23 protein-coding genes and 1 riboswitch are annotated in these 25,603 nt (G+C 71.2%); of the genes, 10 read left to right on the forward strand and 13 right to left on the reverse strand.

Going from position 1 to position 25,603, the window contains the following annotated elements:
• The 3 genes from PKF00_RS36155 to PKF00_RS36165 are packed head-to-tail and all read right to left on the reverse strand — an operon-like array spanning window position 1 to window position 2,579.
• Window positions 1-777 carry an ABC transporter permease gene (locus PKF00_RS36155; RefSeq protein WP_271222227.1) on the reverse strand — a complete coding sequence of 259 codons (777 nt, stop codon included), beginning with the start codon at window positions 775-777 and terminating at the stop codon, window positions 1-3.
• The gene (locus PKF00_RS36160) at window positions 774-1,568 is read right to left on the reverse strand and encodes an ABC transporter permease (RefSeq protein WP_271222228.1); all 795 of its coding nucleotides are present in this window, start codon (window positions 1,566-1,568) and stop codon (window positions 774-776) included. Before PKF00_RS36160 ends, PKF00_RS36155 begins: the two co-directional genes overlap by 4 nt.
• A 15-nt stretch (window positions 1,569-1,583) precedes the next feature.
• A complete protein-coding gene (locus PKF00_RS36165) occupies window positions 1,584-2,579 on the reverse strand; it encodes an ABC transporter substrate-binding protein (protein ID WP_271222229.1) in 996 nt (331 codons plus the stop codon).
• 166 nt (window positions 2,580-2,745) lie between these two features.
• Here PKF00_RS36165 and PKF00_RS36170 point away from each other — a divergent pair, with 166 nt between their 5' ends.
• The gene (locus PKF00_RS36170; RefSeq protein ID WP_271222230.1) at window positions 2,746-3,762 is read left to right on the forward strand and encodes a DUF4037 domain-containing protein; all 1,017 of its coding nucleotides are present in this window, start codon (window positions 2,746-2,748) and stop codon (window positions 3,760-3,762) included.
• A 7-nt stretch (window positions 3,763-3,769) separates the two neighbouring features.
• On the opposite strand, the gene PKF00_RS36175 is transcribed toward PKF00_RS36170, so the two are convergent.
• The 4 genes from PKF00_RS36175 to PKF00_RS36190 form a co-directional block, all read right to left on the reverse strand.
• On the reverse strand, window positions 3,770-4,075 hold the full coding sequence (locus tag PKF00_RS36175) for a DUF3817 domain-containing protein (protein ID WP_271222231.1): 306 nt from the start codon (window positions 4,073-4,075) through the stop codon (window positions 3,770-3,772).
• A 237-nt stretch (window positions 4,076-4,312) separates the two neighbouring features.
• Window positions 4,313-5,071, reverse strand: a complete 759-nt coding sequence (locus PKF00_RS36180) for an SAM-dependent methyltransferase (RefSeq protein WP_271222232.1) — start codon at window positions 5,069-5,071, stop codon at window positions 4,313-4,315.
• A gap of 429 nt (window positions 5,072-5,500) precedes the next feature.
• Window positions 5,501-9,145 carry a methionine synthase gene (metH, locus tag PKF00_RS36185; protein WP_271222233.1) on the reverse strand — a complete coding sequence of 1,215 codons (3,645 nt, stop codon included), beginning with the start codon at window positions 9,143-9,145 and terminating at the stop codon, window positions 5,501-5,503.
• A gap of 13 nt (window positions 9,146-9,158) precedes the next feature.
• Window positions 9,159-9,235: riboswitch (S-adenosyl-L-homocysteine riboswitch) on the reverse strand.
• Between the two features lie 183 nt (window positions 9,236-9,418).
• Window positions 9,419-10,873, reverse strand: a complete 1,455-nt coding sequence (locus PKF00_RS36190; protein WP_271222234.1) for an alpha/beta hydrolase family protein — start codon at window positions 10,871-10,873, stop codon at window positions 9,419-9,421.
• A 261-nt stretch (window positions 10,874-11,134) separates the two neighbouring features.
• Between PKF00_RS36190 and PKF00_RS36195 the strand changes: the two genes are divergently transcribed.
• Both PKF00_RS36195 and PKF00_RS36200 read left to right on the forward strand, forming a co-directional pair.
• A complete protein-coding gene (locus PKF00_RS36195; protein ID WP_271222235.1) occupies window positions 11,135-12,574 on the forward strand; it encodes a sensor histidine kinase in 1,440 nt (479 codons plus the stop codon).
• A complete protein-coding gene (locus PKF00_RS36200) occupies window positions 12,571-13,233 on the forward strand; it encodes a response regulator (protein ID WP_271222236.1) in 663 nt (220 codons plus the stop codon). Before PKF00_RS36195 ends, PKF00_RS36200 begins: the two co-directional genes overlap by 4 nt.
• Window positions 13,234-13,332: 99 nt before the next feature.
• Here PKF00_RS36200 and PKF00_RS36205 read toward each other — a convergent pair whose 3' ends face one another.
• Window positions 13,333-14,202, reverse strand: coding sequence for a TIGR03619 family F420-dependent LLM class oxidoreductase (locus PKF00_RS36205; RefSeq protein WP_271222237.1), 870 nt, complete (start codon window positions 14,200-14,202; stop codon window positions 13,333-13,335).
• Window positions 14,203-14,422: 220 nt separating this feature from the next.
• Here PKF00_RS36205 and PKF00_RS36210 point away from each other — a divergent pair, with 220 nt between their 5' ends.
• Complete coding sequence (locus PKF00_RS36210) at window positions 14,423-15,250, forward strand: MerR family transcriptional regulator (protein ID WP_271222238.1); 828 nt, start codon at window positions 14,423-14,425, stop codon at window positions 15,248-15,250.
• Window positions 15,251-15,310: 60 nt separating this feature from the next.
• On the opposite strand, the gene map is transcribed toward PKF00_RS36210, so the two are convergent.
• Window positions 15,311-16,078, reverse strand: a complete 768-nt coding sequence (gene map / locus PKF00_RS36215) for a type I methionyl aminopeptidase (RefSeq protein WP_271222239.1) — start codon at window positions 16,076-16,078, stop codon at window positions 15,311-15,313.
• Between the two features lie 65 nt (window positions 16,079-16,143).
• Between map and PKF00_RS36220 the strand changes: the two genes are divergently transcribed.
• Window positions 16,144-16,398: a helix-turn-helix domain-containing protein gene (locus PKF00_RS36220; protein WP_271222240.1), complete on the forward strand. Its 255-nt coding sequence runs from the start codon at window positions 16,144-16,146 to the stop codon at window positions 16,396-16,398.
• A 270-nt stretch (window positions 16,399-16,668) separates the two neighbouring features.
• On the opposite strand, the gene PKF00_RS36225 is transcribed toward PKF00_RS36220, so the two are convergent.
• Window positions 16,669-17,742, reverse strand: a complete 1,074-nt coding sequence (locus PKF00_RS36225; protein WP_425582208.1) for a tyrosine-type recombinase/integrase — start codon at window positions 17,740-17,742, stop codon at window positions 16,669-16,671.
• A 103-nt stretch (window positions 17,743-17,845) separates the two neighbouring features.
• On the reverse strand, window positions 17,846-18,754 hold the full coding sequence (locus PKF00_RS36230; protein WP_271222242.1) for an AraC family transcriptional regulator: 909 nt from the start codon (window positions 18,752-18,754) through the stop codon (window positions 17,846-17,848).
• An 81-nt stretch (window positions 18,755-18,835) separates the two neighbouring features.
• Between PKF00_RS36230 and PKF00_RS36235 the strand changes: the two genes are divergently transcribed.
• Window positions 18,836-19,639: a Rossmann-fold NAD(P)-binding domain-containing protein gene (locus PKF00_RS36235; RefSeq protein WP_271222243.1), complete on the forward strand. Its 804-nt coding sequence runs from the start codon at window positions 18,836-18,838 to the stop codon at window positions 19,637-19,639.
• Between the two features lie 117 nt (window positions 19,640-19,756).
• Here PKF00_RS36235 and PKF00_RS36240 read toward each other — a convergent pair whose 3' ends face one another.
• Window positions 19,757-20,227, reverse strand: a complete 471-nt coding sequence (locus PKF00_RS36240; protein ID WP_271222284.1) for a hypothetical protein — start codon at window positions 20,225-20,227, stop codon at window positions 19,757-19,759.
• A 1,301-nt stretch (window positions 20,228-21,528) separates the two neighbouring features.
• On the opposite strand from PKF00_RS36240, the gene PKF00_RS36245 reads away from it, so the two are divergent.
• Window positions 21,529-22,557, forward strand: a complete 1,029-nt coding sequence (locus PKF00_RS36245) for a tyrosine-type recombinase/integrase (RefSeq protein WP_271222244.1) — start codon at window positions 21,529-21,531, stop codon at window positions 22,555-22,557.
• 23 nt (window positions 22,558-22,580) lie between these two features.
• Here the strand turns inward: PKF00_RS36245 and PKF00_RS36250 are convergent, their stop codons facing one another.
• Complete coding sequence (locus tag PKF00_RS36250) at window positions 22,581-22,859, reverse strand: hypothetical protein (RefSeq protein ID WP_271222245.1); 279 nt, start codon at window positions 22,857-22,859, stop codon at window positions 22,581-22,583.
• Between the two features lie 249 nt (window positions 22,860-23,108).
• Between PKF00_RS36250 and PKF00_RS36255 the strand changes: the two genes are divergently transcribed.
• The 3 genes from PKF00_RS36255 to PKF00_RS36265 are packed head-to-tail and all read left to right on the forward strand — an operon-like array spanning window position 23,109 to window position 25,596.
• A complete protein-coding gene (locus PKF00_RS36255) occupies window positions 23,109-24,029 on the forward strand; it encodes an ABC transporter ATP-binding protein (protein WP_271222246.1) in 921 nt (306 codons plus the stop codon).
• Window positions 24,030-24,042: 13 nt separating this feature from the next.
• A complete protein-coding gene (locus PKF00_RS36260; protein WP_271222247.1) occupies window positions 24,043-24,789 on the forward strand; it encodes an ABC transporter permease in 747 nt (248 codons plus the stop codon).
• A 3-nt stretch (window positions 24,790-24,792) separates the two neighbouring features.
• Entirely contained in the window at window positions 24,793-25,596 is an 804-nt protein-coding gene (locus PKF00_RS36265) for an ABC transporter permease (RefSeq protein ID WP_271222248.1), read from the forward strand.
• Window positions 25,597-25,603: the final 7 nt, after the last annotated feature.

Genomic DNA, 25,603 nt, shown 5'->3' on the forward strand with positions numbered 1-25,603 from the left:
TCAGGCTCCTGCGAAGGTGGCGGGCAACAGTCCGGCGCGGCGCAGCACGGCGCGCTCGGCGAGGGTGAACAGGGCGTTGAGCAGGCAGCCGAGAACGGCCAGCAGCAGCATCCCGGCCCACATCTGCTCGTAGGCGAAGGACTGCTGGGCCAGCAGCGTCTGCGCGCCGATGCCCTGGGAGGCGCCGACCATCTCGCTGACGACCATCACCAGGACCGCGATCGACAGGCAGGTGCGCATCGCGGCCAGGATGTACGGCGCGGCGGCGGGCAGCTGCACCACCAGCAGCCGCCGCAGGCCGCCGATCCGGTAGACGGCCGTCAGGTCGGCCAGCGCGGGGTCGGCCGAGCGCAGCCCCTCGCTGGTGTTGATCAGGACGGTGAAGAACACGCTGAAGGCGATGACGCCGATCTGCATCTGCGGCCCGACGCCCAGCAGCATCAGAAACAGCGGCAGCAACGCCACCGGGGGCAGCGTGAGGGCGAAGGAGATGAGCGGCAGCAGGGCCGCCCGGACGCGCCGGGCGAGGCCGAGCGCGATCCCGCCGGCCAGGCCGCTCAGCACGCCCAGCAGGTAGCCCGCCGCCAGGTCGATCAGGCTGGGCGCGACGTCGCGGCCGAACCCGGGCCCGGTCCAGGAGGTGACGAAGGCCCGCCAGATCGCGGGCAGCGTCGGGAAGAACGGGTCGCGGGCGGCGGAGGCGGCCAGCTGGTAGGCCAGCACCAGGGCGACGGGAAGCACGGCCTGCCAGGCCGGCGCGGCCAGACGTCTCGTCATCGGCCCGCCAGCCGACGGCCGGCCAGATGCTCGATCCGGCCGAACACCGCGGCGATGGCCAGCCCGGCCACGCCCGCGACCAGCGTGACGGCGTAGACGCCGACCAGGTCGTCGCCGCTCTGGGCCAGCACCAGCAACGTGCCCAGGCCGGTGGCGCCGCCGACCAGCTCGGTGACCAGGCACACCCCGAACGCCGTCGCGGCGGCCAGCCGCAGCCCGGTGGCCACCAGCGGGGCGGCCGAGGCGAGCCGGATCAGCACCAGACGGCGCAACGGGTCGAGGCGGTAGCTCCTGGCGGTCTCCAGCAGCAGCGGCTCGGTGGTGCGCACGCCGTACAGGGTCTGCATCAGCAGCGGCCAGGCCGCGCCCTGGGCGATGAGCACCACCTTGAACTGCAGGCCGCCGCCGATGAGCAGCAGCGCCAGCGGCAGCACCACGATCGGCGGCACGGGCCGCAACGCCTCGATCGGCACGCGGAAGAAACGGTAGGCGCGCTCGCTGGAGCCGATGAGGACGCCCGCGGGCACGGCCAGCAGCACCGAGACGGCCAGCCCGGCGGCCCAGGCCAGCGCGGTGTCGGCCGCCGCCGACCAGAACCGGGGCTCGGCCAGCAGCGTGCCGAGCCGGGCGGCGGTCCGGCTGAGCGGCGGCACGACGGAGGCGGGCAGCACGCCGGTGCGGGCGGCCGTCTCCCACAGCGCGGCGAAGGCTGCGACCCCGGCCACGGGGAGCAGCGGGACGGCACGCGCGGCCCGCAAGGGGGCGGGCCGCGCGAGACTCTGGGTTTTCATGGTCGACCCGGCTGCTCAGCCGACGAAGCCGGACAGGTCGGGCTTGGCCTTGAGCCAGGCGAACTCCACCATCAGGGTGGTGAGGGTGTCCAGTTCACCGGCCTGGATCCGCGGCTTGAACGGCCCCAGCGGCAGCTTGGCGGCCTGCTCGGCGCTCAGCCCGGCCAGCGGGCCGCCCGCGGCCTTGACCTCGTCGAGGTGGGCGTTGGCGTAGTCGGCGGTCTTGGCCAGCGCCTCCTTGAACCGCCTGATCGTGTCGGCCTTGGCGGTCGCGGTCGCGGCGCTGGTGAAGTACAGGGCGCCGGGGGAGCCGACCGGCAGGACGTCGCGGTAGGAGTCGCCCAGGTTGACCAGGTCGCCGAACTCCGCCAGCGCCTTGGTCTGGAACGGCTCCAGGATCACCCCGGCGTCGACCTGGCCGTCGTGCACGGCCTTGCCGATCTGGGCGAACGGCAGCGGCACCAGCTGGATGCCCGACGGGTCGCCGCCGGCGTGCCTGATCGAGGCCGGCACGGTCAGCGACAGCAGCGAACGCGGCGCGTTGGTGCCGATCTTCTTGCCCGCCAGGTCCTTGAAGGAGGCGATGCCGCTGTCCTTGCGGACCAGCACCCCGCCGTTGGTGCCGTACTCGCCGACGGTGCTGGTGTTGGAGACCAGCTTCAGCGGCTGGCCCTGGGCGACCGCCAGCAGGGGAGGGGCGTAGGCGGTGTAGCCGAGGTCGTACTGCCCGGCGACGACGCCGGTGACGACGTTCGGGCCGCTGTCGACATTGGTGATCTTCAGCTCGACGCCGGCGTCGGCCAGGAACCCCTTGGCCTCGGCGACCTTGAGCAGGCCGAGCTCCAGGGAGGGGACGACGCCCACGACGAGCTGCCCGGCGGCCCCCGGGGAGGACCCGGTCTCCGCCGCGGATCCGGCGGGCCCGGAGGCCGAGGCGGAGCACGCCGAGGAGGCCAGGACGGCGACGAGCGCGGCGACGGCGAACGCCGGCCGCAGGAAGACGCTTTTCATACTTCTCCTACTGATTTAGTAGGAAAATGGTAGCGCACTCACCCGCCGACCACCATCGAGCCCCATGTCACAGCAGAACCCCCCCGCCCCGCAAAGCCCGAAGGACCCTCGCCGACAGCGGGAAAACCGGATGCGCCAGGCGGCCCCGGCAGGCAGAGTGGACGAAATGATGTCCAGTTTCATCCCTGGTCTGCAGCTTTCACGTGACTTCTACACCCAGGTCGTCCAGCCCGTCGTCGCCGACGTGCCGCACAGCGCGGCGCTGATCGGGCCCGGCTCCGAGGTGCTGGCGTTCGACACCGAACGCTCGACCGACCACGACTGGGGACCCAGGGTGCTGCTGTTCGTCGCCCCCCACCTGAGCGCACAGGTCGAAGCCGCCCTCGCCCTGCGCCTGCCCGACGCCTTCGGCGGCTACCCGGTCGTCGGCGGCGCGGGCGGCACCCACGTCACCGACGCCGCCACCTGGTTCACCCGCCGCCTCGGCTTCGACCCCCTCGAAGCCGCCACCACGCTGGACTGGCTCGCCACCCCCTGGCAACGGCTGGCCGAGGTCACCAACGGCGAGGTCTTCCACGACGGCCTGGGCGTCCTGGAGGCCGCCCGCTCCGCGCTGCGCTGGTACCCGCCCGACCTGGACCGCTACGTACTGGCCTGCCAGTGGAGACGCCTGGCCCAGCAGGAGGCCTTCCCCGGCAGGTCGGGGGAGGCCGGCGACGACCTCGGCTCCGCCCTGATCACCGCCTCCCTCGCGGGCGACCTGGTGCGGCTGGTGCTGCTGATGCGCCGCCGCTACCCGCCGTACGCCAAATGGGCCGGCAGCGCCTTCGCCCGCCTGACGGCCACCGCCGAGCTGGGGGAGGCCCTGTCACGCGCCGCCGCCGCCGGGGACTGGCGAGAACGCCAGCACCACCTGGGCGACGCCTACCGGCGGGTGGCCATGCTGCACAACCGGCTCGGCCTGACCGAACCGCTGCCGGCCACGACCCGGGGCTTTCACGACCGGCCCTTCCAGGTCATCGACGCCCAGCGCTTCGCCGACGCCCTCACCGCGGGCATCACCGACCCCCGGATCCGCGCGCTGCCGCCGATCGGCTCGGCCGACCAGTTCTGCGGCTCGGCCGACCTGCTCACCGACCCCCGGCTCTGCCGGGCCATGACGCGGGCCGTGCTCGGCCTGTAGCCCGGGATCAGACGGTCGCCGGCTCGCGGCGGCGGCCCAGCATGCGCCGCTCGAACCACAGCGAGGTGAACGGCGGCACCGCGCACGCCAGGCCCAGCACCACCGTCGGCACGCTCCAGCGCGCCGCCCGCGCCGCGGCCAGGACCCCGGCCACGTACAGCACGAACAACCCGCCGTGGATCGGCCCGAAGACCTTGACCCCGAGCTCGCTGGTCTCGGCGATGTACTTGAAGTACATCCCCACCAGCAGCCCGGCCCACGAGCACGCCTCGGCGATCGCGACGTAACGGAACAGGCGCAGAACGCTGGGCACGGCGAGGGACCTCCTTGACGACAGGGGAAACGGCCTCCAGCCTAGGGGCGGCGGGGGCCGGTCCCCTCTCCGGGGCGGCGCCCGCCCGCCGCCGCCCTCGCGCACCCGGGCTCCGGCCGAGGGCCGCACCCGGGCCGGGCGCGCCGACGGGACCGTACGCGCGACCGGTAAGGCCACCGGCGGCGGACCGGGACGGCCCGGCCCGCCGCCGGCCCCGCAGCTTCTCCTGCCGCCGCCCTACGGCCGCCGCGCCACCAGGAGCAACCGGGGGCTGCCGAGCCGGAACGGCGTGCCGTCGGCGTCGCCGTACAGCTCGACGCCGGCGAACCCGGCCTCGGTGACCAGCCGGACGACCTCCGCCGCGGTGTAGACGTGCTGCACGGAGGTCCCGCGGTGCTCCTGCGCACCCCGGCGGAAGGTGAACGAGGTGAGCCAGCGGCTGTTGGCCGCGTCGTACTCGTTGACCGAGACGGCCTCGACCCCGCCGAACGTCATCGGCGGCTCCTCCAGGGCCAGGTTCGGCAGCAGCGACTCGGCCACGAATCCGTAGTCCAGGACGAGCGCGCCTCCGGGCACGACGATCCCGGCCAGAGCCGCGAGGAACTCCTGCGTGCCGGCGTGCTCCAGATAGCCGAAGGCGTTGCCCATGCACATCGCCGCGTCGGCCCGGACGTCGGCGGGAAGCGCCCGCATGTCGCCCTGGCGCAGGTCGAGCTCGAGCCGTTCGCCCGCGGCGGCGGCGCGGGCGTGCGCGAGGGCCTCGGCCGAGACGTCCAGGCCGGTGACCCGGCAGCCGCGCCGGGCGAGTTCGAGGGCGTGCCTGCCGCTGCCGCAGGCCACGTCCAGCACCCGGGAACCGGGACGGAGCCCGGCCAGCCGGGTGACGAAGCCGACCTCGGCGGCGGTCGCCCGCTCGGGCACGGCCGCCCGCCAGAAAGCGTTGGGCAGTTCGGTGAAGAAGTCCGCGTACCACGCGGACAGGGAGTCGTGCGACATTCCATGTGCTCCAGATCAGGTGCGCGACGACCGGCGCCGCGCGGACGAGAGAATCTCCGCGAGACCGGGGCACGACGAACAGGCGCGTTCACACGCGCCGAACCGGCCGCCGCAACGGCCGCGTCATCATCCGCCCCGGAGTGACCGGGCGGTGACCATGGCATCGCCTTCTCGTGATCGGCCGGGCCTCTACCCGGCAGGAGCAACCGCGACCAGCCTACGATCCGGCCCCGCGGTCTTTCAACGGGATAACCGGCCCCGGGCCGGGACGACGCCGGGCCCGGAGCGTCAGCGGCCGACCGCTCGAGGACGGCACGTCCCGGCGGGTTCCCGCCCCGGGGCCGGGGCGGGCGTGAGGCGCCCGCACGGCGCCGGTGACCTCCGGCAGGCGGATCACCCCCTGAGGCCACCCCCCGTGAACGGGCGCGCTCAGGGCTCGTAGGCCAGGTTCGGCCGCAGCCATCGCTCGGCCTCCTCCAGACTCAGCCGGGCCCGCCGCGCGTAGTCCTCGACCTGGTCGCGGCCCAGCCGCCCGACGGTGAAGTAGCGGCAGTCGGGATGCGCGAAGATCAGCCCGCTGACGCTCGCCGCCGGGGTCATCGCGTACGACTCGGTGAGGGCGATGCCGTGCGCGCCCGCGTCGAGCAGGTCGAACAGCGTCTTCTTACGGCTGTGGTCGGGGCAGGCCGGATACCCCAGCGCGGGCCGGATGCCGCGGTACCGCTCGGCGTGCAGGTCCTCCAGGACGGGCTGCGCGTCCGGCTCGAACCAGGCACGACGCGCCCGCAGGTGGACCAGCTCGGCGAACGCCTCGGCGAGCCGGTCCGCGAGCGCCTTGACCATGATCGCCCGGTAGTCGTCGTTCTGCTCCTCGTAGCGGGCGGCCAGCTCCTCGGCGCCGTGCACGGCCACCGCGAACCCGCCGAGGTGGTCCCCCGACGGCGCCAGGTAGTCGGCGAGGCTGCGGTTGGCGCGCCCGTCGGGCTTGACCGTCTGCTGCCGCAGCATCGGAATCCGGGTGCCGTCCTCCAGCACCAGGTCATCGCCCTCGGAGTGCGCGGGCCAGAACCCGTGGACGCCTTCGGCGCGCAGCGAGCCGTCGGCGATGATCTGGTCGAGCAGCTCCTGGCCGTCGTCGTACAGCTCGCGGGCGACGGGCTGGTCGAGGATCGCGGGGAATTTGCCCTTGAGTTCCCAGGCCAGGAAGAAGAACTGCCAGTCGATCATCTCGCGGAGCTCGGAGAGGGCGGGCCTGACGACCCTCAGCCCGGTGAACTCCGGCACGGGCAGGTTGTCGAACGACGGGCGCCCGGCGTTCGCGCGGGCCTCCTCCAGGGGGAGAAGCGGCTGCTGCCGCCGGTTCTCGTGCGCCTCGCGCAGCGCCTGCTGCTCCTCGCGGTTGGCGGTGTCGAGCGCGCCCGCCCGGTCGGCGTCCAGCAGGTCCGACATCACCCCGACGACCCTGGAGGCGTCCAGGACGTGCACGACCGGGCTCGCGTAGGCGGGCGCGATCCGCACGGCCGTGTGCTGCCGGGAGGTGGTGGCGCCGCCGATGAGCAACGGCAGCTTCAGTCCGCGCCGGTCCATCTCCGCGGCGACCGCGACCATCTCGTCCAGCGACGGGGTGATCAGCCCGGACAACCCGACGACGTCGGCGCCCTCCGCGACGGCCGTGTCGAGGATCTTCGCCGCCGGCACCATGACGCCCAGGTCGACGACCTCGTAGTTGTTGCAGCCCAGGACCACCCCGACGATGTTCTTGCCGATGTCGTGGACGTCGCCCTTGACGGTGGCCAGCACGACCTTGCCCTGGCCGCGACGCACGTCGATGCGGCCCTCCAGCCGGGCCTGCTCCTTCTCCGCCTCCATGAACGGCTCGAGGTAGGCGACCGACCGCTTCATCACCCGGGCGCTCTTGACGACCTGCGGCAGGAACATCTTGCCCGAGCCGAACAGATCACCGACGATCTTCATGCCGTCCATGAGCGGCCCCTCGATGACCTCCAGAGGGCGCTCGGCGGCCTGGCGGGCCTCCTCGGTGTCCTCCTCGATGAAGTCGGTGATGCCGTGCACCAGCGCGTGCGCCAGGCGCTCGGCGACGGGCTGCTCACGCCACGACAGATCGACCTTGCGCTCGGTGCCGCTGCCCGAGACCGTCCGCGCGAACTCGATGAGCCGGTCGGTGGCGTCCTCCCGCCGGTCGAACAGGACGTCCTCGACGCGCTCGAGCAGGTCGGCGGGGATGTCGGCGTAGACGGCGAGCTGGCCGGCGTTGACGATGCCCATGTCGAGCCCGGCGCGGACGGCGTGCAGCAGGAACGCCGAGTGCATGGCCTCACGGACCACGTCGTTGCCGCGGAAGGAGAACGACAGGTTGGAGATGCCGCCGGAGGTGAGCGCGCCGGGGCAGCGCTCCTTGATCCGCGGCAGCGCCTCGATGAACTCCCTGGCGTAGCCGTTGTGCTCGCTCATGCCGGTGGCGACGGCCAGCACGTTCGGATCGAAGACGATGTCCTCGGCGGCGAACCCCACCTGCCGGGTCAGCAGGTCGTAGGCGCGGCCGCAGATCTCGACCTTGCGGTCGGCGGTCTCGGCCTGGCCCTGCTCGTCGAAGGCCATGACGACGACGCCGGCACCGAACCCCTTGATCCTGCGGGCCTGCTCGAGGAAGGGCTCCTCGCCCTCCTTGAGGCTGATGGAGTTGACCACGCCGTTGCCTTGCACGCATTTGAGCCCGGCCTCCAGCACGCTCCACCGCGAGCTGTCGATCATCACCGGAATCTTGGCGATCTCCGGCTCGGTCGCGATGAGGTTGAGGAAGGTGGTCATGGCCTGCTCGCTGTCGAGCAGGTCGGCGTCCATGTTGACGTCCAGGAGGTTGGCGCCGCCCCGGACCTGCTCCAGCGCCACACCCGCGGCGGCGGAGAAGTCGTCGGCCTCGACGAGCCTGCGAAAACGCGCGGAACCGGTGACGTTGGTGCGCTCGCCGATCATGACGAAACCGGTGTCCGGGCCGATCTCGAAGGTCTCCAGGCCGGAGAAGCGGCTGCGCCTCGGCGGGTCGGCGACCTTGCGCGGCGCCTTCCCCGCCGCGGCCCCGGCGACCTGCGCGATGTGCGCCGGGGACGTGCCGCAGCAGCCGCCCACGACGTTGACCAGCCCCTCGGCCGCGAACTCGCCGAGCAGCCTCGCGGTCTCCTGCGGGGTCTGGTCGTAGCCGCCGAACGCGTTGGGCAGGCCCGCGTTCGGGTGCGCGGCGGTGTACGTGCCGGCCAGCCGGGCCAGCTCCTCCACGTGCGGACGCATCTCGGTGGCGCCCAGCGAGCAGTTCACGCCGACGACCAGCGGCTCGGCGTGCTTGACCGAGTTCCAGAACGCCTCGACCGTCTGACCGGACAGGGTGCGCCCGGACAGGTCGACGATCGTCACCGAGATCCACAACGGCAGGTCGGGCGCGACCTCCCCGGCCGCGGCGATCGCGGCCTTGACGTTGAGCGTGTCAAAGATCGTCTCGATGAGCAGCAGGTCGACGCCGCCCTCGGCGAGCGCCGCGATCTGCTCGGCGTAGGCCGCCTTGACCTGGTCGAACGTGACGGCCCTGTAGGCCGGGTCGTCGACCCGCGGCGACAGCGACAGCGTGACGTTCAACGGCCCGACCGACCCGGCGACGAACTTCCCGCCGGCCTCGTCGGCGGCCTGCCGCGCCAGCCGCGCGCCCTGCAGGTTCATCTCCCGCACGTGCTCCTGCAGGCCGTAGTCGGCCTGGGCGACGCTCGTGGCGGTGAAGGTGTTGGTGGTGGTGATGTCGGCGCCCGCCGCCAGGTACTGCCGGTGCACGTCGATGATGACGTCGGGCCGGGTGATGTTCAGCAGGTCCGGGTCGCCGGTGACGTCCATCGGATGGTCGGCGAACCGGTCGCCCCGATAGTCCTCCGGCGTGAGAGCGGCGCCCTGGAGCATCGTGCCCCACGCGCCGTCGAGCACCGCGATCCGCTGGTCGAGAACGGCCCGCAGCTGCCGCGTCCGCTCCTCGCGTGTCCCGCGACCCCCGACGACCTGCGCTGATTCCTGCATTCGACGCCTCCTCCCTGAGGAGGCGCCCTTGTTGTCGTCATGCAGGCCGAGCGTGGCGGGCGAAGGCCCGTTGCAGCGCCTCTCGGCCTGGCCTCCGATCTTACCCGTCCTTCGGGACATCCGGCAGGCCGAAGGGCAACACCCGTTCGGCACAAAGTCGTCGGCGGTGATGCCGGGCTGTTGCCCGGGGCCGGGGCGGGACTGTGACCCCGATCGAGCGGACCGCGTATCCGCGGTTCAAGCGGCTGATCAGCGCGCGCGAGCCGCAGCTGTTCAGCGGCTGTTGTCCGGGCGGTAGACGCCGAGGTCGCCGTAGGCCGACAGAACGCCGGCCAGGTCACCGGGTTTGTTCCGCAGGGTGGTGTCCAGGAAGGCGAGAGTGGTCGCGGCGACGACGTGCGGGCTCTCGGTGCGGCCCAGGGAGCCGACTATCGAGGGCACAGGCGGCAGGTACAGGGGGCCGTCCATGAAGGTGAGGTGTGCAGCGCCGGGGATGGTGAGCCGGTAGCCCGTCGCGGTGCTGCGCTTGAGGGCCTCGGTGAGGCGGGGCATGTAACGCGGGTCGGTTCCGGTGGTGACGGCCTGGGTGAGCGCGAGCGCCGGCTGCTGGAGGGAGGGGGAGGTGGGGCCGTGGGGGTAGCCGTCCAGATCGATGACGGCGTCGAACCGGCGGTCCTGCCGGGCTGCCTGCAGGGCGGCGGCGCCGCCCATGGAGTGGCCGGTGACCGCGACCCGACCGGTGTCCAGGCGTCCGGTCAGCGGGCCGGTGATCTCACCTCGGTCCAGACGGTCCAGCTGGGTGAGGACGAAGCCGAGGTCGGCGGCCCGGACAGCCGTCCAGTCAACCGCCAGCTTGGCGTCCTTGTCCCGGTCTCCGGTGGAGGCGGTCTTGGCGTGGATCGTCCGGCCGTCGGCGAGGACGACGGCGGCGGAGTCGTACGGGTGGTCGAGGGCGGCGACCACATAGCCGTGGCTGGCCAGTTCCTCCGCCCAGGCGGTGTTCTGGGTACGCACTCCGCTCGCCCCGGGAGAGAACAGCACGACCGGGAACCGTTCGCCCTCACCGGCCACCGGGGCGTCGAAGACCGAACGGGTGCGGGCACGCGGGACGCCGTCGACCAGGAAGCCAGGCAGGCCGATCCCGCCGGTGAGGGCGTCGGAAACGGTGCGCGCCTCGTGCCGCGTGCGTCCGAGGTACTGGGCCCGCTGCGCGCCCGCGGGGCTCTTCTGCGCGGGATACCAGAGCTGGACCACGACCGTGCGCCGGTCGCGCGGATCGGCGGTGAAGCCCTCGGGGCGGCGTGGGTCGGTCCACTGCACCACGTGGGCGCCGACCGCGAAACGGCCCGACGGCTCGGGGAACACGGGTACGGGAAAGGCCCAGGCGGCCACCGGACCCGTGGCGATCAGGCCGGCGCAGGCCACCGACCCCGGCAACGCCAGCCACCATCGGGCCCGCCAGGCCGGCCGGCCGGTACGGCGTCGCAGCAGGGGAGAGAGGGCGAACGGCAACGCGACGGCGGCGCCTGCCAGCACCGGCAGCATCTGCCAGCGGATCCCCACCACACTCAGCACGATCGCGGACAGCACGACAACCGCCCCCGCCGCGATCGTGACGCGTGGGCGGGCGGCGGAGGGAAGCCAGCGCGCCACCACCAGCGCGACGGCACCCAGCACGACAAGAAATTCCAGAGGGGACATGTACAGCCCCGCGATGATCTCGGTCACCCGGCCATCCTCAGGGCGGGGCACGCGATGCCACATCGATCCCGGGTCGCCATGGCATGCGACCGCAGTCGCAATCCGAGGCGTGTCCCCTGTGCGACCGCAGTCGCACCCAGGCGTCTCGCCCGTGCGACCGCAGTCGCAATCGAGCACGCCAGGTGAACGGCCGCTGTGCGACCGCGTAAGGTGGCGGGACTCCTCGTAAGGTGGGCGGGACTCCTCCTGCGGTCGTACCCCGGCGCGCTGCCGTCAGACGGTGGACTCATGCGCTTCGCGCTCCCCGCGGCCTACCGTGACAGGGCCGCGGCACACGCCGGGGAGCGCGGAGTGCGGGCTCCCCGCACCCGCCCCCGGCTGTACGCGGTGGTGGCCCCGGCCGGGGCCACCATGACGCTGAATCGACAGGGACGTGTGATGACCGAGGCGGCCGCAGAGCCCGGCGATGCCCACCCGGTGCGCTACCGGGACCGCGTGCGGCGGACGAGGACAGCCGTACGGCTGACGAGGTACGCCGGCCTGGCCTCCGTGCGAGCGGCGCGACTGCTCAGAGCCGCCCGGCGCTGGGGCCTCCGGCTGCCGCCCATGGTGTGGGACTCGCTGTTGCCGGCGCTGCTCCTGCTCAACATCGTGACCACGCGCGCGCCGCAGGAGCTCCCGGTGGCCGTGGCCCTCACCGCCGCCCTCGCGCTGCCCCTGGTGTGGCGGCGCCGGGCCCCGCTCACGGTGTTCGGCGCCGTGGCGGCCGCGGCCTTCGTCCAGTGGCTGATGGACGTCCAGCTGCCGGCGGACATCGCCTTGCTGGTGGTCCTCTACACGGCGGCCGCGAACTCGGGCCGGCGCGGCACGCTTGTCGCCGGCGCCGTCGTGGAGGGCGGGGCCCTGCTGGCCTGCCTGCGCTGGGCGACGGAAGGCGCATTCCTGACCCCCTTCGTCGCGGTGACCGCGATGGTCGTCGCCGCCGCCGTCCTGGGGGTGAATGTGCGGACCACGCGCGCCTACCTCGCGGCACTGGAGGAACGGGCCGCACGCCTGGAGCAGCAACAGGACCAGCAGGCGCGACTGGCCGTCGCCGAGGAGAGGACACGTATCACCCGGGAGATGCACGACATCGTCACCCACAACCTGTCCGTCATGGTCGCGCTCACCGACGCCGCCGTCTACGCGCAGCACCGGTCGCCCGACAAGGCCACCACCGCGATGCTCCAGATCTCCGAGACCGGCCGGCAGGCCCTGACCGACATGCGGCGCTCGCTGGGCATCCTGCGGACCGACGAACCGGACGCGGAGCGCCACCCGTTGCCCGGCATCGCGCAACTGGAGACCCTCGCCGACCAGATGTGCGCCGCCGGGCTGCCGGCCCGCGTCGAGGTCCAGGGCGGCCACACCCACATACCCGCCACCGCGCAACTGACCGTCTACCGCCTGGTACAGGAAGCCCTGACCAACACCCTCAAGCACACACCCGCCGGCACACACGCGAAGGTCCGGATACGGTGCTCAACCGAGACCGTCACAGTGGACGTCACCGACAGCGGCCCCTGCCCGCCGCTTCCCGGCGCCACACCATCCGGCCACGGCATCCCCGGCATGCGCGAGCGCTCGGCCGCCTACGGGGGGAAGTTGCAGGCCGGACCGCTTCCGGGCGGCGGCTGGAGGGTCCATACCCGCCTCTTCCTCGGCAGCGGCGGAGCGGCGTCCACATGACGATCCGCATCCTGATCGCCGACGACGAAGCGCTGCTCCGTATGGCCTTCGGCGCGGTCCTGGAGACCCAGCCCGACATGGCGACGGTCGGCGAAGCCGCGGACGGCGTCCAGGCCATACGCCTCGCCCGGCAGCTGCGCCCCGATGTCGTCCTCATGGACGTCCGGATGCCCGGGACCGACGGGATCGAGGCGACCCGGCAGGTCGTCCGGATCTCCCCGCGGAGCAGAGTGCTGATCCTCACCACCTTCGACCTGGATGAATACGCCTTCGCCGGGCTCAACGCCGGAGCCTCGGGCTTCCTGCTGAAGAACACCAGGCCCGAGGAACTGCTCACCGCGATACGCAGCGTGGCCGCGGGCGACGCGGTGGTCTCCCCGCGGATCACCCGCCGCCTGCTGGAGAACCTCCGCCCGCACATCTCCGACGGCGGCGGCGCCGACCACGACGAGCGGCTGAGCCGGCTCAGCGCCCGTGAACGCGAGGTGCTCGTCAAGGTGGGCTGCGGCCTGTCCAACACCGAGATCGCGGCCACCCTGTACCTCGCGGAGGCGACCGTGAAGGCCCATCTGGGGCGAATCCTGCAAAAGCTCGAACTCCGCGACCGGATACAGGCCGTGATCTTCGCCTACGAAAGCCGCCTCATCCACCCGGAATGACGCCGCCCCCCGCTGCCTGTCTTGACCGGCCACCAGGTTCTCCGCGCCGGCGCTGTCACCCACCGGCCACCCGCCCGCCGATCACCGCGCCAGGAGCTTTCAGCGGGGGAGAGCCTCAAGGAGGCCGAATCGCCGGGCGAACGCCGACAGCTCCTCGCGTTGCCGGTCAGGCTCAGCGGCGGCGGCGTTCACGACGACGCGGGTCACCCCCTGCGCGGCGAGTTCCTCCACCCGTCCGGCGGACATGTCGATCGACCCGAAGCGGGTGTACTCCAGAGCCTGCGGGTCCCGGCCGGCCTCGGCGGCGCTGGAGCGCACGAGCTCCCACTGAACGGCCCGCTCGTCCGGCCGGAGCGCGCCGCCGGGGAAGTAGCCGTCGCCGCGCCGCCCGGCCCTGCGCGCGGCCGCCCGGCTCGACCCCCCGATGTGGATCGGCAGCCGCGTGACCCCGTGGGGCTTGGGGAAGCTGCACAGATCGTCGAAGGAGAAGAACTCCCCGGCGAAGCTGACGCCGTCCTCGCCGCCGGCCCACAGCAGCCGCATCACGTCGATCGCCTCGTCGGCGCGGCGGCCGCGGGTGGCGAAGTCGACCCCCACCGCCACGGCCTCGCCCGGCAGCGAGCCGAGCCCCGCGGTCAACAGCCGCATCCTGCCCCTGGACAGCACGTCGACGGTGGCCAGGCGCTTGGCGAGGATCACCGGATGGTGGTACGGCAGCAGCAGCACACCGGTGCCGAGCAGGATCCGCTCCGTGGCCGCGGCGACGAAACTCAGGCAGTCGAGCGGATCGACGTACGGCAGCGACGGCGGCATCTCGTAAGGCCCCACCCTGGCCCCCGGATACAGCACGATGTGCTCGGGCAGGTACAGCGACTCGAAGCCGCACTCCTCCGCAAGCCGCGCAAAGGCCACGATCCTGTCAGGGTCGACCCCGTAATAGGGCGTGCTGTAGCTGATTCCGAACTTCATCGCCATTCCCTCAACCCGCTGACGCCGTACGTCCACGGCGTGGGACGTCCGGACCGCAGAGCCTGTCCCAGCCCGCCGATCGGCTGCCGGCCCACCCGGCGCCGCCATGCTAGAACCTTGTCATCGGCGTCAAGGCAACACGCGTTCGATCACACCGGCAGATGACCCCCGGCGCGGCCCACGGCCCTACGCGAACGCGACGGCGGCCATGCTGGAAGACGTGAAAGACGACCTGCTGCCCATCGGGCAGTTCGCGCGCCTGTGCCGGCTCAGCGTCAAACAGCTGCGCCACTACGCCGACCTGGGACTGCTGCCCCCCGCGTGGGTCGACCCCGCCAGCGGTTACCGCTACTACCGGGCGGACCAGGCACGCCAGGCGCTGTCGATCGGGCTGCTGCGCTCCCTGGACGTGCCGCTCAGCGCGATCGGCGAGGTCCTGTCGGGCACGACCGCCGTTCAGGCGCTGGAGCGGATCCGCGACGAGCTGGAGGCCGAGCTCGCGCGGCGCCGCCGCACCCTGGCCACACTGGAGCGGCTGCTGTCGCAGGGGCTGCCCTCGGCGCGGGTGCGCCTGGCCCGCGAGCGGCCCCAGCGGGTCGTGACGACACGCGAGACGGCCGCCTCCCCGCAGGACATCGGCCGGGCCACCACGGCGTGCGTGGCCCGGCTGCTGGAGCACGCGCACGCCCCCCGCGCGGGCGGCGGCCAAGATGAGGGGCCGCGGACGGCCGACGTCAGGCTGGTCGGGCTGTTCCCGGTCGAGATGGACGAGCCGATCCCCGTCACCGTCGCCCTCCGGACCGACGGCCCCGCACCACGGGGAACCAGGCAGGACGTGCTGCCCGGCGGCCTGTTCGCCCGCGCCACCCACATCGGCCCCTACGACCAGATCAACCTCACCGCCCACGCGCTGCTGGCCTGGTGCGCCGAACGCGGCCACGCACCGCACGGCCCGATCCGGGAGGTCTACCTGTCCGATCCGGCCCGCACCCCGCCGGAGCGGCTGGCCACCCGGCTGATGGTCCGGCTGGGGGAGGCGGCGCCGTGACCGCGCACCCCGCGGTGAGCGCTCCGTGCCCTTCGCCGCGCACCGGCCACAGGGCGGAACTCACGGCAGGGTGAGCACGCGCGGCCCGTCCTCGGTGATCGCCACGGTGTGCTCGACGTGAACCGCGCGGCTGCCGTCGGCGCTCGACAGGGCCCATCCGTCCGGCGCGGTCAGATAGGCGTCCCGGCCTCCGGCGAGGAACATCGGCTCGATCGCCAGCACCAGGCCGGGACGCAGTGCCAGTCCCCGCCCGGGACGTCCCTGGTTGGCGACGTGCGGGTCCTCGTGCATGGCGCGGCCGATGCCGTGCCCGCCGAAGTCCGCGGGGATGCCGTACCCCGCCCCCCGGCCCACCCGCGCCACCGCGTGACCGACGTCGCCCAGTCTCCCGCCCGGCACGCACGCGGCGACGGCCGCCTCGAGCGCGGCCTCACCCGTGGCGATCAGCTCCAGGTCCCGGGGGTCGGCCGGGCCGACGACGAAGCTGACCGCCGAGTCCCCGGCCCAGCCGTCCAGATAGGCGCCGCAGTCGACGCTCAGCAGGTCGCCCGGGCGCAGCCGGTAGCCGTCGGGGATGCCGTGCACGATCACGTCGTTCACCGAGGCGCAGATCACCGCGGGAAACGGCGTCGGCGCGAAGTGCGGCTTGTAGTGGAGGAACGCCGACTTCGCGCCGGCCTCGGAGATCACCGACGCCGCGACCTCGTCCAGCTCGAGCAGGCTGACCCCCACGGCCGCGTGCGCGCGCACCGCCTCCAGCGCCCGCGCCACAACCCGCCCCGCCTCGCGCATCGCCTCCAGCTCCGCAGCCGTCTTGATCTCGACCATGTGCCACCCTCCCGGGATCCAATACTTATACCGGTATTGTTATCACGTTTGCTAGGCTCCTGCGCATGGTGCGTCCTCCACTGACCGAACTCGACCACGAACGCGGCCACCGCCTGGGCGCGCTCCTGCGCCAGGCACGCGGCGAGCGCAGCATGACCGAGGTGGCCGCCGCCGCGGGACTGTCCGCCGAGACCCTCCGCAAGATAGAGACCGGCAGGATCCCCACCCCCGCCTTCTTCACCATCGCCGCCCTCGCCCACGCACTGGGCATCTCCCTGGACGTCCTGGCGGAGGTCTGCGCCGCCGAACGCGCCGCCTGACCCCCACAGCCCCCACGAACGAGCGACGCCGCCGCCGCGGTCGTCCACCCGGAGGGCGGGACGGGCGACGACCGCCTGAAGACGCCGGGAGACTCAGCCCAGCCACCTGAGAAGCAGGCCGACCGGTTCCTGGGCCGCGATGCCGCCGGTCTCGGCCGCGGCGGAGGGGCCTTCGCGGTGTGCGGGACGGCGGCGACGGTCAGGTTCTGGACCACGCTCTACCAGGCCGTCGACGACTGACACCGAACCCACACCCGGCAGGCCCGCCCCTCACCCCCCGGCGGGCCTGCGCAGCAACGGATGAGCCCGCATCGCCACCTCCAGCTCACCCGGCAACTCATCCCGGTAACGCCCCAACGTCGCCAGATCACTGTGCCCCAGCACCCGCCGCACCGCGTCCATGTCCACCGCGTCGGCCAGCAGATGCGTCGCAGTGGTGTGACGCAGACCATGCGGAGTGACAGAACGCCGCCGATCAGGATCCACCCCCCGCTGCACCCGGTCGATCACCGCCTGCACATCCCCCCGCGCCAGACGCCTGCCCCGCCACGACAACAACAACGCCCTGTCCGGCGGCACCTCCGTCCCCCCGGCCCGCCCCTGCGACAGATACGCCTCCAGCACCCGCGCCACATCACCCGGCAACGGCACGTCACGCGTCTTGCCGCCCTTGCCGAAAATCCGCCAGTAACGCACCCCGTCATTGGTGTAGAAATCCTCTACATCGGCCCGCACCAACTCGGAAACCCTCGGCCCCACCGTCGACAACAACAACACGATCAGCGCATCCCGCAACTCCATCCGCTGATCACGCCTACGCGCCCTCCCCGCCGCAGCCCCCTCCACCGCGGCCCCGCCCTCCGCCGCGACCTCACCACGGCCACCGCTCAGATCACGCGCCGCCCCGATCAACCCCTGAGCCTGCTCACGGGTCAGCGCCCGCCGCTGCGCACGCAGCCCCCCACGCTCCTTGGCCGTCACCGTCGCCAACGCCATCGGATTGACCTGCACCCACCCCGTCAACGTCGCATGCTTGAACAACGCCGAGACCGACCGGCGAAACCGCGCCTGCGACGACGCCGACTGCACCCCGCCGTCAGGCTCCGAACGCCGCCCGTCAGGCTTGCGCGCGAACGCCAGCAAGATCGCGTCAACATCCTCCCCGGTCAGGTCGTCGAGAACCGTCTCCTCACCCGCCAGCCCCACGAACGTGGCCACATCCCGCGCGTAGACCTCCGCCGTCGCCGGGGACAACGCCCCCGTCAGAGTCTTCGCCCGCACCAACTCCACGTAACGATCGGCCGACTCCCGCACGCTGAGACGATTCAGATCCGCTGGCCGCATGATTGCTCAGGACACCCTTCCTCGAAGATCAACCCGACCGTACCGGCAGGCACCGACACCCCGAAACCACACCCAACGACAGCCCGCCCGGCGACACCCCGCCTCACCCGCCTGCCCGCACCGCGCTCGGACTCACCCCCCGCACCCGCTTGAACGCCGCACTGAACCCGAACGCGTCGGCATACCCCACATGCCGTGCCACCGCCGCCACCGTCGTCTCCGGCCGCGCCAGCAGATCCGCCGCCAACGCCATCCGCCACTCCGTCAGATACGCCAAAGGCGGCTGCCCCACCAACGCGGCGAACCTGCGCGCGAACGCCGCCCGCGACATCCCCACCTCCCCGGCCAGCGACACCACCGTCCACCCCCGCGCCGGAGCGTCGTGGATCAACCGCAACGCCCGCCCGACCTGCGGATCGGCAAGCGCCGCATACCACCGCGGCGCATCCGCCTCCTCCCGGGCGAACCACGCCCGCAGCGCCACCACCAGCAGCACATCCAGCAACCGGTCGACCACCACCTGCCGTCCAGGCGCCAGACCTGCGATCTCCGCCCTGATCAACTCCAGCGTCGGCCCCAGCCGGGCGTCGTCACCCGGCACCACCAGCAACTCCGGCAACACCGTGAACAACCGCCTGCACAGATCCCCGCCCACCTGATAACTGCCGGTGACCGCCACCGAATCACCGTCTGGCCGGCCATAGGTCCCCGGCCCCAGCTCGTCGACCTCGCCCACGCACTCCTCACCGTAGACGAACACCATCGGCGAGGTCCCCGGCGAATCAGCGATCACGAACGGCCGCTCACCATGCGTCAACGCCACATCACCCGGACGCAACAGACGCGCCCGCCCGCCGTCCGGCACCACCCACGCCTCACCACGCACCATCGTCACCAAAACCAGGGGAGGGGGCACCACAAACCGGATCGACCACGGGGGAGACGACAGCGCCTGACAGAACATCCCGCCCCGGGCCCGCACACCGTGCAACAGATCACCGATCACGTCCACGCACCCAAGGTAGACGATCACACATGCCCGCAGGCGTAACACCTATAGAACAGTCTCAGTCACCTTGATTGGCTAACCCCCATGACCACCGACAAGCACACCCTCGTCATCGGCGGCACCGGCAAGACCGGCCGCCGGATCGTCACCCGCCTGCGCGCCCTCGGCCACCACGTCCGCCCCGCCTCCCGGACGACCCCCACCCCCTTCGACTGGGAGAACCCCGCAACCTGGGACACCGCCCTCCACGGCGCCCACGCGATCTACCTCACCCCGCACCCGTACAACCTCAACCCCGCCCCACAGATCACCAACCTGCTCTCACGCACCACCGCCCGCGTCGTCCTGCTCTCAGCACGAGACGTCCCCGACGACTTCGGCGCCGAAAAAGCCGTCAAAGCCACCACCGACGACTGGACCATCCTGCGCCCGACCTGGTTCAACCAGAACTTCAGCGAGGACTACTTCAAGGACTCCATCACCGCCGGAAACCTCACCCTGCCCGCAGGCCACGGCCTGCAACCCTTCATCGACGCCGACGACATCGCCGACGTCGCCGTCACCGCCCTCACCACCGACGGCCACACCGGCCGAACCTACGACCTGTCCGGCCCCGAACTCCTCACCTTCGCCGACGCCGTCACCCACATCTCCACCGCCACCGCACGACCCATCACCTACACCCCCGTCCCCGCGGCCGACTACCTCACCACCCTCACCGCAGCCGGCATAAACCACGACTACGCCACCCTGATCACCGGCCTGCTCCACCGCATCGCCGAAGGCGGCGACGCCTACCTCAGTGACGGCGTCCAACACGTCCTCGGCCGCCCCGCACGCACCTTCGCCGACTACGTCGCCACCACCTGGCCGCAGAAAACCCCATAACCCCGCGAACCCCAACCGCCAGCACGGCCGATCCGCCGGACCCACCTCACGAACGCAAAACCGCGGGCCGACCCCCCACGGCCCCCAGCCCCACCAGCGCCGAAACCCCAGAAACCCTCACATATAAGGACGAGTGACCGTCACCAACTCCGGAACAGCATCAGCCGTCCTGACGAAAACCGCCGACGGGGGAGTGCGCTCCCGCACATCCTCAGTCCGAATGGCCATCACCGCAGGAGGACTGCCCAGATCGCCATACCGAGCACCGACCGCCTCCGTGATCACCCTGCCCACATCACCCACCACGTCCTTGACCGAACCGTGCGCCCCGCACACGGACAGATAACCGATCAACGCCGCGAACCGCAGCTCCTCACCCGCCCCCGAACGCCCCTCGGAACCCACCAGCGGGGGAGTGCGCGGCGAATCCAACCAGAACACCCCGCCATACAGAAACCCCGCATACGACACCTCGCCCCGCCCCGGCGCCCGCACCGCGTCGGCCAGCACCCGCCCGAACCCGGCCAGGTCGGCATCCGGCGGCAGATCAGTGGTCACCAGCAACGGCACTATGAGCGAATCCAGCATCGGCAAGCACCCCTCCATGAGTCGGCTCATCGTAGGGCCCGCCACCGACAATCCCAGGAGTTCACCACCACCCGGCGCGTCGAACACACCACAGAACCGGGGGAGAGGAGAACAACACCACCCCAAAACCCCGGACACCCGCACCCCAGGAAACGCCCCCCTCCGCCGTGCCGTACCCCCGAAAGCGAAACCCCCGACCCCGCAGACGCACCCCGAGCACCCCACCCCGAACCAGCCCGCAACCAGCGCCCCTGGACGACGACCAGCCGCAACACACCACCAGCGGCACGGGGAACGAACATCCGGCGCCCATCGCCACACCGGACCGTTCACCGGCGCCGGCGACCTTCACGCCTCACGACGCCAATCGGCGACAGCATCGGAAGACCCTTCCGAAAACACCAGGACGCGGCTTTTCGGAAATTCGTCCTCGAGACCACATGAATGAGGACGCCGTCGCGCCCAGCGGGAAACCCCGCCAGAGGAAACCCCGCCGGTCAGGTCCTCGCCGTGAACCTCTCGACTGTTTTCCGTCGCGCGATTTCCCGTCGGCGCCGAGCCTCCAGAACGCGTCACAGCCGAGAGGACAGACAGATAAAGCACCCTTTCAGCTCACTTGCAGTGTTAAATCCTATACCGGACAGAATGAGGTTTCTGTCCGGTATAGGATTTAAAGGGATAAATCGACAGCCGTCGTCCCGCGAATCACATGGATCCTCGTAGGGCCCCCAACGACATCCGGCGGCACAGGAGGCGAGCGGCCGGGCACACCGGCCCGCCTGGACCCCACAGGACGACTCCGCCGCGATCACGACCCGCCCCGGACGGAGCCGGTCCCGGGTGCACCGGTCGCGCCAGCCATGATCGCTTGAGTCGGTCACGTCAGCCGGTCACGTCCTCGCCGTCCGTCCGTGTCCGGGCCGAGGACGCGGACAGCCGGACCGACGCCTACGGGAGTTCTCTGCTGGCCGGCGGCGCGGCGGTTCCCGGACGGGCGCCTGTCGTGTGGCCGCGTGGCGGGTGTCTGCAGCGTGGCGGTTCGTCTTGGGGCACCTGTGTGCTGCGGCGGTCCGGCTTCTGGGGCGTTCGGGTTTTTCCGTGATCGGCGGGGTGCGGTGCGGGTGGTGTCGCGGACTGGTCGCGGGTGCGGTGCGGGTTTTGGGTGTGGCGGGTTCGCCGGAGCCGGGCGTCTGGCCCCTTCTTCCCGGTGTTTGATGCATAATTTTACTTATGCATCATTTGGGGTCCGCTCCTCCGTCGCGTGGGTTCACGGGTTTTTCCTCCGGGTACGGGAGATCGTGATGGACGATCGTGAGCCGCTGGTTCTCATGCGGGTGCCGGAGGCGGCCGCGGAGTTCCTGTCGTCGCTGCGCACCAAGAAGCTCTCCCCCAACACGGTGGCCGGATACGACAGTGATCTGCGGATCGTCGCGGAGCTCGCCGCGGGGCGGGACGGGGTGGCGGTGGCCGACCTTGAGGTGCGGCGGCTGACGGGGCGTCTGATCAGGGGGGCGTTCGCCGAGTTCGCCGACGCTCGTTCGGCGGCCAGTGTCAATCGGGCGTGGAGCGCGTGGAATCAGTTCCTCACTTTCTGTGTGGCTGAGGGGTTGCTGGAGGGTAATCCGATGGCGGCGGTCCCCCGGCCGCGGCAGCCGGCCAAGGCGCCCAAGCCGTTGCTGGGTGACGGGACGGCGTCGGCGACGTTGCTGGAGCGGGTGGCGGCGGGGGCTCGCAGGGCGCGTGATCCGTGGGTGGAGCGTGACCTGGTGGTCCTGGCGCTCGCGTTGGTCACGGGTATGCGTTCGGCGGAGTTGCTGGGGTTGACGCTGGGTTCGATCGGCGGCTCCCCCGGTGATCGGCGGGTGCAGGTGGTCGGCAAGGGGGGCAAGACGCGGTCGTTGCCGATCGAGCCGCCTGTCGAGCGGTTGGTGGAGCGGTATTTGGAGAGTCGTCTTGCCCGTTTCGGGTTGGCGGTGCTCCCCCGTTCGGCGGCGTTGCTCGTCGACACCGGTAACGAGCCGTTGCGCCGGGGTGGGCTGCAGTATTTGGTGCGGCAGTGTTATCGCTACGCGGGGGTTCATGATCGGGTGCAGAAGGGCACTTTGGTGCATGCGTTGCGGCATGAGTTCGCGACGAGGCTGGCTGAGCGGGGGGCTTCGGCGCATGAGCTGATGGAGTTGCTGGGGCACTCCTCCATCGTGACGGGGCAGGCGTATGTGGCTTCGACGGCGCGTGAGGTGCGTCAGGCCGCGCGGGGTAATCCGGCTTATGGGGTGCTTGACCGGTTGCTGGGGGGTGAGGAGTCGTCGGCGTCCGGCGGGGTGTTGTGAGGCGGGTTTCGCCGGTGGGGGTTTCAGGCGGGGGGTTGTGGCGGGGGTGTGCGGAGTTTTCTGACCAGGCGTGAGGCGGCGCGGTGGCTCATGCCTGTTTCGCCGCGGACCAGGAAGACGGCTTGGTCGAACTGGTTGTCGGCTTTGAGGGCGAGGACTTGTTCGATGAGTTCGGGGCCGAGGCCGCCGCCGATGAGGGCGTTGCGGGGGCGTTGGGTGAGTCGTACGGCGAGCAGGATCAGGCCGACGACCGCCACCACGAGGATCGCCGTCAGGAGGATGGTGACGATCAGGTTGGGCATGGGGTGAGCGTACCCCGGTGAGGGTGTGGCCGCTCCCCCTCTTGGCCCGCTCCCCCTCTTGGCCCGCTCCCCCGGGCGGGCCGGGTGTGGGGGGCGGGGTTCGCTGGTTTGCCGGGTTCGGGCGGTCTTTGGGGCGCGGCAGAGGTGGCGCCGGGGCGTGCGGCGGCTGGGTCGGCCGAGCCCGCGCCGGTGGCGGTGGCGGTGGCGGTGGTTCGTGGAAGTGTCGTAGGTCTCTGTTACGGTCCGGGCGTGTCTGAACAACCTCTCGTCCGTGCGCGTGGTCTGGTCAAGCGGTTCGGCGATTTCGTCGCGGTCGACGGGATCGACCTGGAGGTGGCGCGGGGCGAGGCTTTCGGGTTCCTGGGGCCGAACGGCGCGGGCAAGTCCTCCACGATGCGCATGATCGGTTGTGTGTCGATGCCGACCTCGGGTGAGTTGCGCGTTCTGGGGATGGATCCGGTGCGTGAGGGGCCGAGGATCAGGGCGCGGCTGGGGGTGTGCCCGCAGTTGGACAACCTTGACCCGGATCTGAACGTGCGGGAGAACCTGACGACCTACGCCAGGTATTTCGGGTTGTCGAGGGCGCGGGCGCGGGCGCGGGCCGAGGAGTTGCTGGAGTTCGCGCAGTTGCAGGACAGGGCCGCCAGCAGGGTGGAGCCGTTGTCGGGTGGTATGAAGCGGCGGCTGACGATCGCGCGGGCGATGGTGAACGAGCCTGATCTGGTGTTGCTGGACGAGCCGACGACGGGGTTGGATCCGCAGGCGCGGCATCTGTTGTGGGAGCGGTTGTTCCGGTTGAAACAGGGGGGCACGACGCTGGTCTTGACGACTCATTACATGGACGAGGCCGAGCAGTTGTGTGATCGGCTGGTGGTGATGGACGGCGGGCGGATCGTGGCGGAGGGGTCGCCGCGTTCGCTGATCGAGACGTATTCCACTCCTGAGGTGGTGGAGTTGCGTTTCGCGGACGAGGCGGATCACAGTGGCAAGCTGGCGGGGATCGGGCGGGTCGATCCGTTGCCCGACCGGGTTCTGCTGTATGCCGATGACGGGGACGCGGCGGTCGCGGAGGTGCATCGGCGTGGGTTGGCGCCTTCGAGTGTGCTGGTGCGTCGTTCGTCGCTGGAGGATGTGTTCTTGCAGCTGACGGGCCGGACGTTGGTGGACTGAGATGGTTCGTCCGGTGGTGGCGGTGCTGGAGCGGCATCTTTTGCTGTATCGGAGGTTGTGGCGGGCGTCGGTGTTCTCCGCCGTGGTGCTGCCGGTGTTGTTCCTGGTCAGCATCGGGGTCGGGGTGGGCCGGCATGTGGGTGAGGTCGGCGGGGTGGGTTATCTGGCGTGGATCGCGCCGGGGGTGATGGCGTCGACGGCGTTTCAGGTGGCGGTCGGTGAGTCGACGTACACGGTGCTGGGGGGTTTCAAGTGGGGGCGTGGTTATCACGCGATGCGGGCGGCTCCGGTCGAGGTGCGGGACATGGTGGCCGGGTGGCTGCTGTACGTCTTGTTCCGGGTGGAGGTCGCGGTGGTGGTGTTCCTGGGGGTGACGGGGGCGTTCGGCGCGTTGCGCTCGCCGTGGGCGGTGGCGGCGCCGGTGGTCGCGGCGCTGGTCGCGTTGGCGGCCGCGGCTCCGGTGACGGCGTTCGCGGCGAGCATTGATCACGACAGTTATTTCGCGTTGTTGTTTCGGTTCGTGATGATTCCCTCGACGTTGTTCGCGGGGGTGTTCTTCCCGGTGGAGCAGTTGCCTCAGGTGGTGCGGCCGCTGGCTTACGCGTCGCCGTTGTGGCATGGGGTCGAGTTGAGCAGGGCGGCGACGCTGGGGGTGGCTCCGCCGTGGCCGGTGTGGGCGCATGTGGGGTGCCTGCTGGTGTTCTTCGTGGCCGGTGTGGTGTGGGCGGTTGCCGCCTTCGGTAAGCGACTTCAGGACTGAGGCATGGTTTCTGCGATGTTGGCCGCCCGGTTGTCTCCTTCGCGGGTGGGGGCGGTGGTCGGCCGTAACGTGGGGGCGTTGCGGTCGGGGCCGTCGTACTGGCTGGTGCTGGTTTCGGGTTTCTTCGAGCCGGTGCTGTATTTGCTGTCGATCGGTGTGGGTGTGGGGGCGCTGGTCGGTGATCTGAGGTTGCCGGGTGGCCGGGTGGTGGAGTACGCCGTGTTCGTCGCTCCGGCGATGCTCGCGGTCTCGGCGATGTCGGGGGCGTTGGCGGAGACCACGTTCAATCTGTTCTTCAAGATGCGCTATGCCAAGACTTTCGAGGCGGTTCTGGCGACGCCGGTGCGGCCGTTGGAGATCGCGGTGGGTGAGCTGGTGTGGGCGATGGTGCGTGGTTCGCTCTACACGGCTGCGTTCTTGGTGGTGATGGTGGCGTTGGGGCTGACGCGGGTGGGGTGGGCGCTGGCGGCTTTTCCCGCGACGTTGCTGGTGGGGTTGGCGTTCGGCGGGGCCGGGATGGCGGTCAGCACGTTGATGCGGGGCTGGCAGGATTTCGATCTGCTGAGCACGGGGCAGTTCGCGTTGTTCCTGTTTTCCGGGACGTTCTCTCCGGTGGGCGAGTATCCGCCGATGGTGGAGGTGCTGGTGGGGTTGACTCCGCTGTATCACGCGGTGGAGCTGGTGCGGGGGCTGGCGATCGGTGAGCTGGGGTGGGGGTTGCTGGGCGATGTGGCCTATCTGCTGGTGATGACGGTCGCGGGGCTGGCGTTCGCGGCGCGGCGCATCCATCGGACGCTGTGCGTGTAGGTCGTCG

Source organism: Streptosporangium carneum (assembly GCF_027922005.1).
In the GTDB taxonomy this organism is placed as follows: Bacteria; Actinomycetota; Actinomycetes; order Streptosporangiales; family Streptosporangiaceae; genus Streptosporangium; species Streptosporangium carneum.